Raw genomic sequence first — 17,503 nt, 5'->3', positions numbered from 1 at the left:
AAAGCAGAGGGAACCGTGTAAACAGTGCGATACAGCGGTGTAACGCACGTGCATCGCTCCCAGCTCACACCGGGGCCGAATACATCAGACTAAAGTCGTAGGCGAAAAGCTTGTCAATATCCCGTCAAAAAAATCGTCCTGCGATGATAATGCGATGCAACTGGCTGTTTTCAGTGGACTTATGAAAAGTTCAAAGAATTTATAGAGCAAAAAGATATTACAGAATGTTTCGCTGCAACCTACGCTGCTGCTTATAACAAGGCCGCAGCGGCTTACCCGCCTGCGAGCCCGCTCAGAAGCCACGACTACCGCTGTACGGGGCGCCGCAAGGGCTTCCCGTTTTGTGAAAAAGGGAGGCCTTCGATGCACAAGCCGCCGCGGACCCGCTCTGAACTCGCTGACACACTCTTTCGCCTGCGCCGCAGTTTCTACGCCCTGGCCGCCTTCAGCGGCGTAATAAACGTCATGATGTTGACGCCAGCGGTGTACATGCTGCAGGTGTACGACCGCGCCCTGGTCAGCCGCAATGTCACCACCCTGGCCATGCTTACCGTGCTGGTGGTGGGGTTGTTCCTGTTGATGTCTGCCTTGGAGATGATCCGCACCCGCGTGTTGGTCCGGGTTGGCAATTGCCTGGACATGGACCTTAACCGGCGCATATTCAGCGCCGCGTTCGAGCGCAACCTCAGCCGCGCTGGCGGCAACCCGGCGCAGGCCCTGCAGGACCTGGCGCAAGTGCGGCAGTTTCTGACCGGCAACGGTTTGTTCGCCTTCTTCGATGCACCCTGGACGCCGATCTACCTGCTGGTGTGCTACCTGATCCACCCTTGGCTCGGGCTGGTGACGATGATCGGCTCGCTGACCCTGGTGTTCCTCGCCTACCTCACCGAAAGGGCCACGCAAAAGCCACTGGCCGAAGCCAACCAGGCAGCGCTGTCGTCAGCCAGCTACGCCAACAACAACCTGCGCAATGCCGAAGTGATCGAAGCCATGGGCATGCTGCCGGCCATTGGCAAACGCTGGTATCAGGGCCACCTGCGCATCCTGCAGATGCAGACCCTGGCCTCCGACCGCGCGGCGCTGATCAGCAGCACCGGGCGCTTTGTGCGCATCACCTTGCAATCGCTGATCCTCGGCACCGGTGCATTGCTGGCGATCGAGGGCAAGATCACCCCCGGCATGATGATCGCCTGCTCGATCCTCACCGGCCGCGCACTGGGCCCGGTGGAACAGGTGATTGCCTCGTGGAAGCAGCTGCTAGGCTGCCGCCTGGCCTGGGGCCGGCTCAACGACCTGCTGCAGGACTACCCACAGCGGCCACCGAGCATGTCGCTGCAGCGGCCGATGGGCATGCTGGCGGTGGAGAACGTGATCGCCGGCGCCCCCGGTAGCAACACCAGCATCGTACGCGGGGTGAGTTTCAGCCTGGCTGCCGGCGACAGCCTGGGCATCATCGGCCCGTCTGCCTCGGGCAAGTCGACCCTCGCCCGCCTGCTGGTGGGGGTGTGGCCGGCCCAGGCCGGCAAGGTGCGCCTGGATGGCGCCGATATCTTCACCTGGAACAAGGCCGAGCTGGGCCCATGGCTCGGCTACCTGCCGCAGGACGTGGAACTGTTCGAAGGCAGCATCGCCGAAAACATCGCACGCTTTGCCGAGGTGGACAGTGACGCGGTGATCCGCGCGGCCCGCAGCAGCGGCGTGCACGAGATGATCCTGCGCTTCCCGCAGGGCTACGACACCCGCCTGGCGGCCGACGGCAGCCCGCTGTCCGGTGGCCAGAAGCAACGCATCGCCCTGGCGCGCGCGCTGTATGGCGAGCCCAACCTGGTGGTGCTGGACGAACCCAACGCCAACCTCGATGACGTTGGCGAAAAGGCCCTGGTCGATGCCCTGGCCGAACTGAAGGCACGCGGGGCCACGGTGATCCTGATTTCGCACCGGCCCAATGTGCTGTGCGCGGTCGACCAGATCCTGATGCTGCGCGACGGTGGCGTACACATGCTTGGCAGCCGCGACGAAGTGTTCAACGCGCTGCGCAAGGCCGCAGTGATTCCGGCGGCCGCTGCGGCGCCGCTGGCTTCGGTAAAAGCCCGAGAGTAACCGATCATGCACATGGCTCAACCTTCCGAATTGATCCCCGCCGAAGCCAGGGAGCTGATCGACCTGGATGCAGGCCGCCCGGCACGCTGGGGCGTATGGCTGGTCATCGCCGGCTTTGGCGGTTTCCTGCTGTGGGCGTGCCTGGCGCCGCTGGATGCTGGCGTGGTCGCCACCGGCACGGTGAAAATCACCAGCAACCGCAAGGCGGTGCAGCACCTGACCGGTGGCACGGTCGAGGCGATCCTGGTGCGCGAAGGCGATGTGGTGAACAAAGGCCAGGAATTGGTACGCCTCGACTCGCTACGCGCCGTGGCCGAACAAGGCGCGCTAAGCGCGCAGTTCATCGTCAGCAAAACCGTGGAAAACCGCCTGGAAGCCGAGCGCGACGGCCGCGACACCGTTACCTTCGACCCGGCCCTGCTCAAGCACTACGGCAGCGACCCGCGCCTGCTGGCGGCCATGGACCTGCAACAGCGCTTGCTCGACACCCGCCGTGCAGGCCTGGCCGGCGAGCTGAGCATTCTTGAAGAAAACCTCACCGCCTCGGCCGTGCAGCTCAAGGGCCTGCAGCAGGTGTACGGTGCCCGCGCCTCGCAAATCGGCTTTCTCAACCAGGAACTGCAAGGCACCCGGGTGCTGGCCGCCGAAGGCTACGTACCACGCAACCGCCTGCTGGAACTGGAGCGCAGCAATGCCGACCTGTCGGCCGGCCAGGCCGAGAACCTCAACAACATTGCCCGCGCACGCAGCCAGGCCACCGAGATCAAGCTGCGCATCCTGCAGCGCCAGCACGATTACCTGAAGGAAGTGGAATCGCAGCTGACCGACACCGCCAAGGAAAACACCACCCTGGCCGACCGCCTGCGCGCACTGGATTACGAGGTAACGCATACGGTGATCCGCTCGCCGATCGACGGCATGGTGCAGGCCCTGAGCATTGCCACGGTCGGCGGCATCATCCAGCCGGGCGCAAAGATCATGGAAGTGGTGCCGCTCGATCAGCCGCTGCAGGTCGACGCGATGATCCCGGTGCAAGCCATCGACAAGATGGTCCCGGGCCTGGCCGTGGACATCGCCTTCCCGGCCTTCAACCACGCGCAGACGCCGAACATACCGGGGCGGGTAAAAACCATATCCGCCGACCGCCTGCTCGACGAAGAAAGCAAGCAGCCGTTCTACCTGGCCCAGGTGGAAGTGACTGCAGCCGGCATGGGCCTGCTGGGCAGCAACCACATTCGCCCCGGCATGCCTGCCACCGTCACCATCAAGACCGGCGAGCGCAACCTGCTCAGCTACCTGCTCAAACCGATGCTCGAACGCGTCGACGCCGCGTTCAAGGAGCAATGACATGAAATGCCCGTGCCTGCTGTTGTTCCTGCTGCCGTGCCTGACAGGCGTGGCCGTGCCGGCCAGTGCCATGGACCTGAAAGAAGCCTGGGACCTGTTGCAGTACCAAGGCCCGATCTACCGCGCCGCGGTACACGAAAAACAGGCCGGCGGCGAAAACCGCGCCATCGGCGAGGCCGGCCTGCTGCCGCAGATCAACGCGGCGTCCTACTTCAACCGGGTCAATGGCAGCCAGCGCCAGAATGGCCAGGACAATGACCTGGACTATGACTCCAAGGGTGCCAACGTGCGCCTGCGCCAACCGTTGTTCAACAAGCAGAAAATGGCCGAGTACCGCCAGGGCCAGCAACGTGCCGACTACAGCGTGGCGGTGTTCGACGCCAAGAGCCAGGATGCCGCGGTGCGCCTGGCCGACGCCTATTTCGACGTGCTGCTGGCCAGCGAAACCATCACTTTGGCCAAGGCCAAGCTGACGGCCTTCGAAGAACAGCTGGCTTCGGCAAAGCGGCGCAAGGAGCTGGGCGCTGGCACCATCACCGACGTCGACGAATCCGTGGCCCGCCGCGACCTGGCCGAAGCCGACCTGATCGACGCCCAGGACAACCTGGTCAACGCCCGACGCAAGCTGGAGGAATACATTGGCGAAACCCCGCAGGCGCTGACCACCTTGCAGCCGGGCTTCGCCACGCCGCCGCTGATGCCGGGCAACCTGCAGGACTGGCTGGTCAAGGCCCAGGCCGACAGCCCGCTGATTCATGCGCGCCGGCACAACTACGAGCTGGCCGAGGAAGAGGTCAAGCGCGCCCGTGCCGGGCACTACCCGACCCTGGATTTTGTGGCGGGCTATACCGCCGGCAGCAGCCAGTCGATTTCGGAACTGAACCAGCGCAACCACTACAGTTCGATCGGCCTGGAGCTGAACATTCCGCTGTACAGCGGCGGTAGCACCAGCGCCCTGACCCGCCAGGCCAGTGCCAACAGCTCCAAGGCCCTGGACGAACTGGATGCCACGCGCCAGGAGGTAATTTCCGACACCACCCGCGAGTACCGCGGGGTGCAGAGCGGCGCCCTGCGCGTGCATGCGCTGGAAAAGGCCGTGGCCTCCAACGAACGCTCGCTGACCTCGACCCGCAAGGGCTTCAAGGAAGGCGGTACCAGTACCAACTCGGACGTGCTCAATGCCGAAGAACTGCTGTATGACGCCCGCCATGACTTGTTCGAGGCCAAGCTGAACTACCTGATGGCCCGGCTGCGCCTGGCGTCTTCGGTCGGCAGCCTGGGGGATGATGATATCGAGCAGATCAACGGTTACCTGGGGCCGGAGCTGATGGTGAGCAATTGATGGCGAGCGCTGCGTTTTCGATACCATTCTGATACTCGGGAGATGAAGGCCGGCCGGTCGAATGCCCTGCAACACTTAGCTTCTGATTTTGTGGGATGTGGGCATTTACATCGAGCAGGCATTCTTTAGCGCAGGTGGCGCCAAGTCACCTTTCCGCCCTTCCGGCGGGTTACTTTGGTCTTGCCCAAAGTAACCAAAGGCGCCCGCTCCCATCATCCGGCCCCTACGCTGCGCTCCGGGGTCCCCTCGCTACGGGCATGCTCCCGGGAGTACGCGCGCTTAGAAGCAAAAGCCGAAGCAGGAGCAAGCGCAAGAAATGTTCGCTAAGCGCCTTCAGGCAGCAGGCTGCGGTCAAACATGAATGCCCGCTCGCCCTGCGGCGTGTACTGATACAACTGCTGCGGCCGCCCCAGCTTTGGCTGGTTCTTTTCCCCGGTGTCCCTCACCCAGCCCTGCTCGCGCAAGCGCTCCAGGCGTTTGCGCAGCGAGGTGCCGTTCACTGCCTGCCCCAGGCACGCCTGCACCGCCCCCAACGCATCGAGCACGGTGAATTTCTCCGCCAGCAGGTACAGCGGCAAGCTGCTGTACACGGTCTTCGCCGCCAGCCGCTCGCGGGCGCGCTCCACCAGCAGGTTGTGATCGAACGGCAACAGCACCTTGCGCGCCAACACGCCTTCCAGGTCGAAAAACGCCAATTGCCCACCTTCAACCGCCTGCCCCGGGTCAAGCAAGGCCAGGTAATAGGTGCTGAGCGACCAGCCCCGTGGATCACGGAACGCATTGCCCTCGGTGCCCACCTGCTCCATGTAACGGGGCACAACCCGGGTTTTCTCACGTAGCGCACGTTCGGCGGCAGCTTCCAGGCTGGTATCAGCGGTGCGGCCATTGACGATTACGCCGGGCAAGGCCCACTGGCTGGCATGCGGCTCGCGCTCACGGCGGTGCAACAACACTTGCAGATGCTGCGCACCAGGCGCCAGGCGCAGGGCGACGATATCGACACTGGCCAGAACTTCAACTGTACTCACCGGGCAACTCCTTGTTCAGTGCCGCAATATTCCACCAGAGCATCTAAGTAAGGCAACCAGAAAAACGCGAAAGCAAAGTCGCTTGACACACATAATGCACCAGGTGAATTATATAAGCATTCCAGCAAGGAGAACCGCCATGAAGATCGCCAGTTTCGATGTCGACGCCCAGAACGGCTTCACCCGCAACGCGCCGCAAGAGCTGCCCGTGCCTGAAGGCGACGAAATCGCGTTTGATCTCAATACCATGGCGAAGCGTGCCGACCTGCGCCTGGGCAGCAAGGACGCCCACCCGGCCAACGCCGCCTGGGTGGTCGCAGACCCTGCGAACATGCTGCAGCCCTTGCAACTGGCCAATGCCGACCTGACCTGGGTAAGCCACTGCGTTCCCGGCACCCTGGGTTTCGAGCTGCTGCCCGGCCTGCCCGCCCCCATCGACTACGACTATTTTGGGGCTTTTGTGGAATGCATGATCTTGTCAACTACGCCTGAATGCCCTATTGTACCTGACATAGAAGCAATCACAGCAAGGAAAAACCATGTTGACGACCATCAACAATAACCCTCAAGCCCACGTATTCCGAGGCCTAGCGACCAATCAAGCTTCGCGCCCGAATCAGATGGCCATCACGCCCTCCTTGCAGCTCCACCCACCAACCTCCTCTCTCGCCATAGCACCCTGCCGCTCCATACGCCCCTCCCACTGACCGCACCCGACAAATTCTGCAATCGGCTTGGCACCTCTAGCCGTTATCTGCACGGGGACAGCGCCTGCCTCGCACGGCCTCCCGCGCGCGCTATTTATATTGAGGAAGACAAAATTGATTATTGACACACACGACCGCTTGAGGGGCTACCAGCACCGCATCCTGCCCGAGGCTTTTGTGAACTTGATGAAGGAGCAGGCGCTTGCGCACAAGCAACCTAATTGCCCGACGGCGCTAAAACTCTTTGAGTGCTATTGCGATCTCACGCAAACCCCATTTAACTTCACGACGCTTTCACATGAAAAATTTAGAGGGATCATTCAAGGATTCGTCGGCGCATTACTTTCAGATAATTTTGTGAGCGGCACTTTCCCAACAAGAGATCGCTGGGTTAAAACCTTCACTAATACGCTATATTTTCTAAAAAAGAACATCCCCAGCATGCCAGACCCTATCGAAGCATCTTCAGTTTACAAAGACTGCAAGAAGGTGTGGCATGAGCAATCCCGTAACAACTTCCATTACCTGGATCAAATGGCCTTGCGTTATTGGCAAGGCTGGACGGTCACTTATGGTAACGGCACAGAGAACTCGCTAATTCTACAGCCACTATGGTTCTCTCATGGCCCGTCGTTTACGCAGAGCGTATACGAGGGCTGGAAAAATATGACAGCGAATTATTCAATCACCCCGTCAACCGAACTCAATCGTTTTGTAGAATTTATTGCGCGCAACAAAGATAAATGGACAGAAGACGCATTCCAAGACCCTGTAAAACTAAAATTCATGTTTATGGAATGGAAGCAAGAGTACATGCGCATCGGATTAGAGCAAGGCAGGAAAATGCTACAAGAAATTTGGAATATGTTCATCAATAAAATTGAAAGTGCATTCATCAAACCTGGCATTTGGGCAACTCCGTTCACTGTTCTACCACGCCAAACCGGGAGCGCCGTTGAAAACTTCGGAACTAAGATCAGAAAGAACAAGGACAATGAATTTGTCCAAGACCAACTGTTGACAGAAGTGCCGCTGCAAGTAACCGACAACCAGGCCATTGAGATCATCTTTAAAAAGCTTAAAGGCGACATCCAAGCTGTAAAATCTTGGGCACTAGCTCAAACGGAAGATTTGTACAATCGAGCGCAGCGACGCGTTTACTTAGCAAAAAAAGGCAAAATTTTGCTCCATGGCAAAAAAGATGGAGTATTTCCAGAATCTCTTGAAGACAAGTGCGCAACCTTTGAACACTGCGGAATGAGTGACAACACAGATCGTATTCGAGAGATTTTCGGCTACCACGCACTGAAAGAGAAGCTCGCGTACGACCTAGGCATTCCAACTAAATCAACTCTGCTGCCCTATCAGTGCTTGCTTGTCTCAGAACACCCGAAAATCACGCCGTTCTACCTCTACGGCCTTGAATTGTATAATAAACGGGGCGTATTGAGCGGCTTCTTGCCCACCGATCAAGGACACCAGCTTATTGGTTTCAAGGATCGCCGAGGCCCCGAACTTAGCGAGATCAAAGTTGACCTGACAGAAAAAAGTGCCAAATGGGTGCAGGAAATCATTGAAATTACTACACCATTGCGCACATTACTGCGCTCACGCAATGATGATAGGTGGCGAATGCTGTTTTTAACAACCGGCGCTGCATTTAGAAATCCATCGCCGGATGCAAATAGAAACCATATGGCAGGTATGAAGTCTCATCCAAAACTCGCCGCACGCATGATGAAGCAATTTGAGCCATTCGTAGAATTACGAGGCGAAGATTTGATGAGATTCGTTTCGCGCGTTTGCCCTTCCAGGGTAAGGGCGTCCTGCGGCGTAGCGGTATATCTTGAAACGCGCGATGTTAAAAAGATGTCAGAAGCGCTCGGCCACGCTAAACACTCCGCAGGTTTGCTTTCACATTACTTGCCAGAATCAATCCTTGCATTTTTTGAGTCACGGTGGGTGCGTATCTTCCAGCGCGGCATGATTTGCTTGGCGATGAAAGACAGTCCATTCTTCATTGAGGCAATGGGTTTCGCGACGATGGACGAACTCCACTCGTTCCTCGAAAACCATGCCATCAAAGAGATCCCCACACACATTGAGGATCCTGAGCACATCAACGATGTGACCAGTCGCCGCTCGCCCAAAGATAAAGCAAGCTCGATCATTAATGTGCAACAGATTTACATTCAAGTTGAGCCAGGCATGCTGACTACCCTGCTATCACTCGAAGAAGCTGTAAACAGCGCCATGGAGCCTTCCAGGGTTTCCGGAAAAGCTCGTTACTGGGCAGAGTTTTCTAAACTGGTGTGCGCAGAAATCGTTCGCGATAACGATGGCCTGCTGCAAAGCTACCTGGACACCGCCATGAAAAATGTCGACCCCGCTCGTATGGAGGCACTGATTTATGATGCCGCCTAACGCTAACACGCAGCTTGAACGCCTTTCTGAATACCTCGCAGATCCAGCGGCAATGTTCCGACATGCGCGATGGCTGCTATCGGATTTTAACTCCCCTATCTGGGAAATCAACATTGACACAAAAGCCAATCAATTTATTGATTGGGATGTCATGCTTGAGGATGGTTCTACCCTGCTGACCCCAAAGAACGCAGGCCTTATTGCAGGCCTCCGGACTTATTTGGTGGCCGTCACTAGAAACTCAACTGACATGTCGATCGAAACAAATTCGAACAAGTTCCAGCGCGTCGAATTTGACAGAGCATGTCACATTATCGATCACTTGCTGCTCAATAGCCATTACTACGAGCTCGGGAAATATGGACTGGAGGCACTAAACAAAGACCATCTTATTTCCATCCTCAAACGAACGTGCGACTTCGGAGATCCGGAAGGCTTTTTCGAATGGCAACCATCAGTGGGAAAGCTTGCTCAGGAGCTGATGAGCGTTACGCCGCCGGAGTCTATTGATCAAGTGTTGAGGGACACACCCGGCATTGAGGATGTCACCTTTGAGCAAGAAGATGAGAACCTTTTAGGCATCGCGCCGAGAGACCTCCCGCGCGCACGCGCTGCCTTGTTCGTTCACGGCTATATGCACAAGGTAGGAACGGTCTGGAAGCCAAATCATCTTTTACTTTCTGGGAAACTCTATAAGAACACATTAGTGCTTAAGACTCGACACCGAGGGCCTATCGATGCCTTGTGCTTCGGAGGTAAGCCTTCAAAGGTAATGCGTGAATACCCTGCAGTGGCTTGGTCGACCCGCGACGATGAGCTCCCCGCTTACGAAAGGCTAGCGAGTTATCAACGCACGATTTATAAGCTCGGCGTTCTGCATGAGGCAGCCCTTCCAGCCCCCCCGATCCTCGGTTTGAGAGAGACATTGCTTTATGAGCACAAGCTGGCTAAAGGAGGTAGGCATCGCTCACTCCCAAGCGCTGTAGCCCTAGGCGCTATGAGGAAGAGCATCGAGTTTCACTTGCAGCATGGCAAGCACCTGGTTGATAGCTTTTGTTTACTGGCGCTACACAGCGTACGCACAGGGAAACCGCCTGCCCATTTCAAGAACGACGCGCTTGCAAAAATCATCCGAAAGGAAACGACTCAGCTAGGCGTTGACCGCGCCGCCGCGCAGATCCCAACCACAAGACCGAGCCTGGAAGAGTACCACTCTAGATTTCGAGAGCACCCCAGCCTCATCGAACTTCTTAGGGTGTATATCGGATCCGTCCAGATCGTTGTTGGAGCACTGATGGCTCGCCGGGTAGGCGAGCTTAAAGACCTGAAGACTTTAGGGTGCCTTGATTCGTCCGAGCTCTGGTTGATGTTTCTCAATAGAAAAAGTACAAAAGGGCTGCGTGGACTTCGACAGCTTAAGGCACGCCCTATTGACCCGCTTGCGGCGCAAATGATTAAAAATTTGATTCGCATGCAAAAAATCTTGAAACGCATTGGTTACATTGACTCTATACACACACTTTTCGCAACCCCGTGCAGCAGAGGATCTAAGAACTTTTCCAACTCCACAAAAGAGATCTTCACAAAGAATCTTGACATTTTTTGTGATTTCTTTGAAATGCCCTTGAATGCTCAAGGTCAGCGATACTATATCCGACAACACCAGCTAAGAAGATTTTTTGCTATGCTATTTTTCCATACTAACAGTTTCGGCGGCTTGGAAACTTTACAGTGGATGCTGGCTCACACAGACAAGAGTCATGTCTGGCACTACATTACCGAAAGCTTGGATGGAGTGGCATTGATGGGCGCAAAAGCCCAGTTTGTCGCGGAGCAGATTCAACACGGCGACAACAAGAGCTATCAGAACCTTGAGAAATTACTTCAAGATCGTTACGGCACCGCAGATTTCGCACTTGTTGACGCGGACGAACTGGAAGACGAGATCACCGAGCTTTTGAAGGACGGTAGTGTTACTATTGAACCAGTTTTTTTCAACGACGAGAATGGCGAGCAAATGCGCGTGATTGTCAAAGTTATAGGTGATGATAATGAGTAAACCCAACGCATCATTCACCAGGAACGCTAATTCATTACTAGCGCTACGCGACCTGCTGCTGTTGATCATAAGGCAGCCAGCTCCGTTCGCTGAAAATGACATGCTTAAAAAGGCACTGAAAAGCCAAGCCGGGATAGCTGCACTTGAAATCAGCTTCGAGGATGACGGACAGGTCAAGCAAAAGGAGCGCTTGAGCGTAAACACATTAAAGTCTCATAGTGCGAATGTATTCGAGCAGGGATTTGAGGGGCTAGACGCGTTACGAATCGCTGCGCTTGACAAAATTGAAGAGTTCAATGAGAGGTTGAACGCCTCAAACAAGAGAACCAAGGTGGGTCTATCACAGCGAACCTTGGAATTGGAAGAGCAACTCCAGTACCAGCAGCGAATCAATATGGTTCTTTTGCAAGGTATATCCCACGCAATTGGCACCTTGCGTACGATACGACACGATGTGAAGCCGCTCCTACTTGAAAAGAGAGCCAAGGATCAGGTTGATGCGCTTTTAGCTTTGCTGACAATCAACCCGCCGCCGTTCAATGCCCCTTCTTTTGATACTCGAGCACAAGTCAATGACGTTCAGGACGATATCAAGGGCAATGTGGCAGAGTTGGATGACTATCGCAAATGAGAGAACTTCAAAAGCGAAAGCTGTACAAGTCACTGGATTCCTTGGTTCTTTACGGGCATTTTGCCATTGACAAGCTGGTCACTAAAGACGGCTCTGGCCTTCCATTCATCAACTGGCCAGATGGCAGAGCCTGCTGTATCGCTAACCTGTACATGCTGGCATTACGCGATCGACCAGGTAGAAATGGTACTCAAGGTCTTTCTAGGCGAGGCGAGGGCGGTGGCACAATTGGCGAATATGCTTCAAAGATCAGCCCTTTGATACGCTACGCGCATAAGACAAATACTGACTTCATTGACTTCAATGATGGTCATTTCTCAGAGTTTATTCGTGAAATGCGCGCAGAGAGATCATCTGAGAATCCTAATGTTCGCGCCCGCTCTGAAGCAACCCTTCTGGAAATAGGGCGCGTGTGCATTGATTTTCTACAGTTTGTAGGACGCCTACATGGTGACCCCCAGTTTGTTGCGCCGGGCGGGACAATTCGGGTGGAAGAAAAACAGCAGATAACTACGGGCAGAAACGGTCAGGCAGTCAAGAACATCTACCTCCACCATCATTCGCTGCCGGTTACTGGCCGACGCAAACATAGCCGAAATCCGATCACCGAGGAAGATATCCAAAAGCTTCGGAACTCCGTAAACAGTATCAGCTCGTCCAGGAATGTTCAGCTCAGGCGTAATCTTATGCTCTCACTCTACGAGCATACTGGAGCACGGCGAGGAGAGATTGGAGAGCTCCGCGTCGAAGACGTCAAGAATGCACTACGCCTGAAAAAGCCAATGCTTCGCATGATCACGCTAAAAAATGGCATGCAGGAAGAACGCTATATTCCAATATCGCGTGCAGTGCTGACCGAAGCTAATAAATATATCCAGATGGCCAGAGCCAAGTCCATGCGCAAGTACGGGAGGAAAGACCATGGCTTTCTGTTTGTCCAAGAGCTGACCGGTATACCACTACGCTCTGAGACGTTCAGTAAGGAAATCGGGCTACTTAGGAAGCATGCTGACATTGAGCATCAGGTTTGCGGTCATATGTTCCGCCATGCATTTATTACCAATCTCTTTGTATTGCTTATCAAGCGTCACAGATTCAAAAATCAGGATGACTTCCGTAATGCTTTCCTGAACACCGCCCATTTTATGGCCGATGTGATGATGTGGACGGGGCATCGTAGCGCTGCGTCTGTCGAACGCTACATCAACCTCGCTTTTGCGCGACTAGATGGCTACGAAGAAACTTCAAGTACCGTACACATCATTCGCGTGAACCGTACCTACGACCGAGCCGAGGAGGCGCTTCTGAAACAGCTGCAGGACGGACTCGATGCAGCTGAGTACGTGATGAGGCTGCAAGAGCTGAAGCGCCAGCGTAAGGCCGATCTGCTTGATGAAGCCAAGTCGGGCACAGAAGCTTTGAAAGCAATCCAGGAGACGTACCTCGAGGACGAATAGAGGCAATGGTCACAGCCCCAGATCGCGAGCCAGCGCAAGCTCGCGATCCTCGTCGCTAGCGTGACCATCCGCAGTCAGCTTTCGCATGAGTACCTGCGTAAAGTCGCCCCAGCCCATTGAGCTAAGTTTCAGCTCCGCTATCGCCCTTTCACCTTGACCAACATTAACCTCGTAAAGCGCTGTGCAAAGTGCCACAACCGCCGTATAGGGCTCCTCATCGTCACCCTCCTCCATGCTTGTACGAGCAGTACCTCGCATCGCCGGACTGAAGATGGGGTCTAGCGATTGTCCCTGAATGGATTCTAGAAAGAGCGCATTCAGCTCCATTTCTGTGTAATGCGCGCCGGCTAACCTCCAAACACGGTCAATGGTGCGTAGCGAAAATTTGCTCTGAACTCCCCCCACCAACACGAGTTGCTGCGCGGCTTCTGGAATCAAGCACACCAACCAAGGCTTACGCTCGCCTCCTGCCTCGTTAGGGAAACCTTCAAGATCTACCAAATCCAGAAAGTCTGAGACAGCAATGAAGTAGTCCGATCGAAGCTCCTCATAGCATTGTTCAGATGCATTCACATCCATAGTAACCATCCATTTTATGCTCGGTGATTCGCTTGGTGACCTGCAGGTGCAGTTGGGGCGCATCCTCTCATGCTTGCCGCCTTCGGCCAACCGCCCTGAGCGACTCAATGATGGTTCCCTCGCCCAGTCCCCATAAGCAGTCACAATCGGAACAGTCCTCCGACGATCACGCTACCTACCTAACACGGTATTAAAGACCCTACACAGTCGCCGTGAGCGGTGGTCAGCTAGGCAGCGGCCCCAAAAGCCCACGCGTGACGACTCCCAGGAAAAATAACCATTAGCTCGCCAAGAGCCCAGACACAGGGAAACGCCACAGGCGTCATACGAGACGAAAGTGTCCGCGACGCGGGAGAAGCCTCGCCACGGATCTTCTGAACCTTATCAACGCCTGCTCTGCCAGCGTCTGCCTCCGCATCAAAACCGCGATCCGCAACAAATCACGTTGTGCCCGGCTACTGATTTATCCCTTTCGCATGCTGCCGATAACCTTAGAAATAGCATCTGCAGCATCGTAGATGCTCGGAGGCACAGAGGTATCGCTGGAGAGCTCACTGAACACCAGGTTCTCGAATTTTGCGAGCGTTGACTTGTCCATCTCCTGAGAGTTGCGCGCATAATCACTCGCAAACGCACACATTTGATGCCTCAAATTTAGCTGTAGCAATTGATGCTTTACCAAGGCCCACTGAGAGTAAATTATCCTGAAGTAATAAAGGATTAACACCTCGAGGGCGATAGAGAACACCAACGACGCGATGGCATCCACCTTATACACACCCGAAACAAGAGTTGTTAACTTATCCGAATTCCCCATTATCAAATAAACGAACGGTATGAACGCAGCCAGGCACCCCACTGACACAAGCGCCAAAAACGTCTTCTCTAGTTCCTTATTTTTAGCTTCCAGCAGAGTCGTAAACGCCTTCGCCAAGCCAAGATAGTTATTTTTGCCAAGCACCCCTTCATATCGCCTCTCGCTATCAGCAACGCGCGTTTCCCAGTCTACAAGCCCTCCTTCCCAGGCTTCGACCTTACCGTGTACCTCTCTGATCTTCTTGAGCCCATTCTCGTAAGGAGCAAGTACAAATTTTAATGGAACATCGAACCTTATTTAGTCAATTTTCTTGTATTCGATTTGCGGGTACTTTTGATCAAGGTAAAAACGAACTATCGAATGCTCATTAAAGTTATGAAACCCACCATAGCTTAGATTTCGGAGGAAGGAAGCGATTTCAAAATGAAGCTCCTTGAGCGAACCCTCATTCAACTCCCGCAAAAGCCTTTGCTTTATTGAGTCAAAAGCCGAGTTAAAATAATCATCCCCCCTGTCGAACGACATTAGCTCCAAATCGGACTCAACTAGAGTTATGATTTCGCTTACCATTGCTCTCAAGTATTCACTCGACACTGAAGAAACGAATGTCTCGTTGAGTTTTCGCAGACGAATCAAGCATGAGCTGCGCTCATCCTGAGTGAGAAACATTGTATTGCTCCGACCTTTGAGTTTATTTAAGTATTAGTTGATCGCTATCACTCGAACTCCTGAGGCATGCTGCTTGATTCGCCGGCATCCTCAGGCGATTGCTCTTCAGCGATAACAGCTCGATGTATAAATGCGAATTGATGAGCCGTTATCTTCGCTGGCTCTCCATCCTGATAATAATCTGGATCGTCCAGCTCGCCCCCATAGCGAGCACGAAGATTATCGAATATGTAGCCTGGCGAAATAATAGAGGCGATACTGTTGTAGTTTTCTCGGCCCAGATCCGACCTAACCGGTAAACCACTTTCTACTTCCCATCCTTCCCCGATGTAGGTATCAAGAAAAACATCGACCATTGCTGGATCTTTATCAAAGATCGCGCGCAAGCCCGCTTCGATTTCTTCCTGAGTACCTCCCAGTAGCCAGCGCCAGTAGAGGTGCGGTGCGTCTTTCCCTTCCTGGATGAATAGAGGCATAGCTTCATTCGCGTCGCGAATTCGACACGCGAACATATGGTAGAGCCCCTCGTTCGCGGCATCTGGGAGCACTCTGCGCTCTTCTGGCCTATCTTTTGAATGAGTTAGCCAGCGAAGGCATTCCATACCCATGACCAGCGGAGAGGCCGATCCGAGTACGGCCTCTACAGCTGCTTGTCTCTCCGATAAGGGGATGCGCCTGATGAGATGACAAATCAGGATTCCAGCCGACGTCATCGTCCCCCCCATGACAAACGCACCGCGCTCGCGTGGAAGCAGATCACCATTGCTCGCAACGGCAGTCGCGATGGCTAACGCTGAAGCTCCATCCAGAGTATCCGTTCGGTTCCGAAGCGCTTGGATCAATTTCGGCATCGCACGCATGGTGTATGCGCTCAACAGGTCGCGCTGCGAGCCAGCATCGGCCACGACGAGAGCATCAATCAAGTTAGCAATACTTCCGTCCGACACCTCCCCTGCAGGCACCCCGTAAACAAAATAACGTTTGAAATACCGGTTGGAGCAAATTCTTTGTTCATCAGCCCACTGCTTCTCCCAATCTCCACCGTAAAGCGTGTTGCCGATACGTGGAAATAGTGGTGTCAAAAGGCGCTCTCGCAACTGATTTCTTTCTTCTGATGTAGTATGAGGCATTGCACCTTCGAGGATTTGATCAACGGCGGATGGCGCTCTCTCCAAACCTCGCAAACCATCTCGTGACTCACCTTGCAAAAATAGCTGAGGGTTATCACGAATGGCCGCGTGCAGCTTCGGACACACGACCCTCAGCCCCTCAACAAGCATGAATTCTGCAATATTGACTTCACCTTTAACGAGAGGGAGCGCAAAGAGGAGAGCGTTTGTGTACAGCTTCGCAACTCTCGGTGTTTCGAACCGTGACTCAAGACCGTCGACAAAATGGCGGGTGAACACATGGACTTGACGCTGATCGAGGACAATCCCAGCTTGCTTAACGGCGTGATCAACGCCTTCGAAGGTTATTTCACGTAAGCTAATTTGGTCAGCGGGCGGCAGGTGCAAAGGCACTTGAATGATCTTTTCCAGGAAAGCCCGACCTGCTTCTTGCCCTCCATCACCGTAGCGATCACCCAGCGCAGCAGCAACGACTTCGTCATCGAAGGCCAGAACGTAGCTGGTGTATTTGAAGCTTGCGGAGAGCTTTACCAGCTTGAAAATCGCATGGGTTTCTTGCCTGTCCAGTCGGTCGATGTCATCAATCAAAATGACCAATCTTTTCCCGCTCTGACCTAGAAGCGCGTCAATCTGATCTTTCAGCTTGTCGAGACTGACCTTGGATAATGACTCTCCGATCTGCTTCGCTGCTTCACCAGGATTGATCTCGACTCCCGGAACGGTGACCGAAATCACCGATAGAATTCCGCCGTAAGACTCAAGCAGCGCTGCCGCTTTTTCTTTGAATGCCGGCTCCTTACCCAAGGCTGCAGTCATGGTGGCGAAGAACCCGCGCAACAGCGCATCCTCGGTAGAGAAGTGCCAAGGATTGAACCGAATGGTGACGATGTGGCCGTGCTCTTCAAGCGACTCCTCCATCATCTTGAGCACCGAGGTTTTCCCGTCCCCCCAAGGCCCGAACAAGCCGATGACAATGCTGGAGGGATCGCGACGCTTGGCGATGGTGTCAGCGATACGCACTGCGTAAGGCGCTCGCCCGAACCGATCTTGAAGCTTCGACGAAATGGGCTCGTCAGAGAAGTACTGATCACTATCGTCATCGTTCAGTTGCTCCTGCCCCACCTCTTCAGCAGCAGGCGCATCCGAAGAAGGCGCCAGGCTTTCAGTAGACGAGCCGAAAAGCTTGCGAAACCAATTCATGCCACCCCTCCTC

At 54.7% G+C, this 17,503-nt stretch carries 11 protein-coding genes and 1 pseudogene; 8 read left to right on the top strand and 4 right to left on the bottom strand.

Going from position 1 to position 17,503, the window contains the following annotated elements:
• Window positions 1-363: 363 nt before the first annotated feature.
• From IAE39_RS00735 to IAE39_RS00725, 3 genes are read left to right on the top strand one after another with little or no spacing between them, the layout of a single operon-like run.
• A complete protein-coding gene (locus tag IAE39_RS00735) occupies window positions 364-2,100 on the top strand; it encodes a type I secretion system permease/ATPase (RefSeq protein ID WP_201198444.1) in 1,737 nt (578 codons plus the stop codon).
• 6 nt (window positions 2,101-2,106) lie between these two features.
• Window positions 2,107-3,447 (top strand): HlyD family type I secretion periplasmic adaptor subunit, encoded by a 1,341-nt coding sequence (locus IAE39_RS00730; protein ID WP_201198443.1) that lies wholly within the window; start codon window positions 2,107-2,109, stop codon window positions 3,445-3,447.
• Window position 3,448: 1 nt separating this feature from the next.
• Window positions 3,449-4,789 (top strand): TolC family outer membrane protein, encoded by a 1,341-nt coding sequence (locus tag IAE39_RS00725; RefSeq protein WP_201198442.1) that lies wholly within the window; start codon window positions 3,449-3,451, stop codon window positions 4,787-4,789.
• 323 nt (window positions 4,790-5,112) lie between these two features.
• Here IAE39_RS00725 and IAE39_RS00720 read toward each other — a convergent pair whose 3' ends face one another.
• On the bottom strand, window positions 5,113-5,817 hold the full coding sequence (locus tag IAE39_RS00720; RefSeq protein ID WP_201198441.1) for an NUDIX hydrolase: 705 nt from the start codon (window positions 5,815-5,817) through the stop codon (window positions 5,113-5,115).
• A 139-nt stretch (window positions 5,818-5,956) separates the two neighbouring features.
• Here IAE39_RS00720 and IAE39_RS00715 point away from each other — a divergent pair.
• The 5 genes and pseudogenes from IAE39_RS00715 to IAE39_RS00695 all read left to right on the top strand — a co-directional run.
• Window positions 5,957-6,268, top strand: a pseudogene (locus IAE39_RS00715) (nicotinamidase); the annotation flags it as partial.
• Window positions 6,269-6,638: 370 nt separating this feature from the next.
• Window positions 6,639-8,948, top strand: a complete 2,310-nt coding sequence (locus tag IAE39_RS00710) for a hypothetical protein (RefSeq protein ID WP_201198440.1) — start codon at window positions 6,639-6,641, stop codon at window positions 8,946-8,948.
• The gene (locus tag IAE39_RS00705) at window positions 8,935-11,007 is read left to right on the top strand and encodes an integrase (protein WP_201198439.1); all 2,073 of its coding nucleotides are present in this window, start codon (window positions 8,935-8,937) and stop codon (window positions 11,005-11,007) included. Before IAE39_RS00710 ends, IAE39_RS00705 begins: the two co-directional genes overlap by 14 nt.
• Window positions 11,000-11,638, top strand: a complete 639-nt coding sequence (locus IAE39_RS00700; RefSeq protein ID WP_201198438.1) for a hypothetical protein — start codon at window positions 11,000-11,002, stop codon at window positions 11,636-11,638. The genes IAE39_RS00705 and IAE39_RS00700 overlap by 8 nt, the downstream gene beginning before the upstream one ends.
• Window positions 11,635-13,095 (top strand): tyrosine-type recombinase/integrase, encoded by a 1,461-nt coding sequence (locus IAE39_RS00695; RefSeq protein ID WP_201198437.1) that lies wholly within the window; start codon window positions 11,635-11,637, stop codon window positions 13,093-13,095. Before IAE39_RS00700 ends, IAE39_RS00695 begins: the two co-directional genes overlap by 4 nt.
• Before the next feature lie 9 nt (window positions 13,096-13,104).
• Here the strand turns inward: IAE39_RS00695 and IAE39_RS00690 are convergent, their stop codons facing one another.
• The 3 genes from IAE39_RS00690 to IAE39_RS00680 all read right to left on the bottom strand — a co-directional run bounded on the left by IAE39_RS00690 (window position 13,105) and on the right by IAE39_RS00680 (window position 17,490).
• Window positions 13,105-13,674, bottom strand: coding sequence for a hypothetical protein (locus tag IAE39_RS00690; protein ID WP_201198436.1), 570 nt, complete (start codon window positions 13,672-13,674; stop codon window positions 13,105-13,107).
• A gap of 463 nt (window positions 13,675-14,137) precedes the next feature.
• Window positions 14,138-14,635 (bottom strand): hypothetical protein, encoded by a 498-nt coding sequence (locus IAE39_RS00685; RefSeq protein ID WP_201198435.1) that lies wholly within the window; start codon window positions 14,633-14,635, stop codon window positions 14,138-14,140.
• Window positions 14,636-15,207: 572 nt separating this feature from the next.
• A complete protein-coding gene (locus tag IAE39_RS00680; RefSeq protein ID WP_201198434.1) occupies window positions 15,208-17,490 on the bottom strand; it encodes a KAP family P-loop NTPase fold protein in 2,283 nt (760 codons plus the stop codon).
• Window positions 17,491-17,503: the final 13 nt, after the last annotated feature.

Source organism: Pseudomonas sp. S37 (assembly GCF_016658545.1).
Lineage (GTDB): Bacteria > Pseudomonadota > Gammaproteobacteria > Pseudomonadales > Pseudomonadaceae > Aquipseudomonas.
Note: the sequence above shows the minus strand (reverse complement) of the source record. Positions and strands in the feature narration are given on the sequence as shown.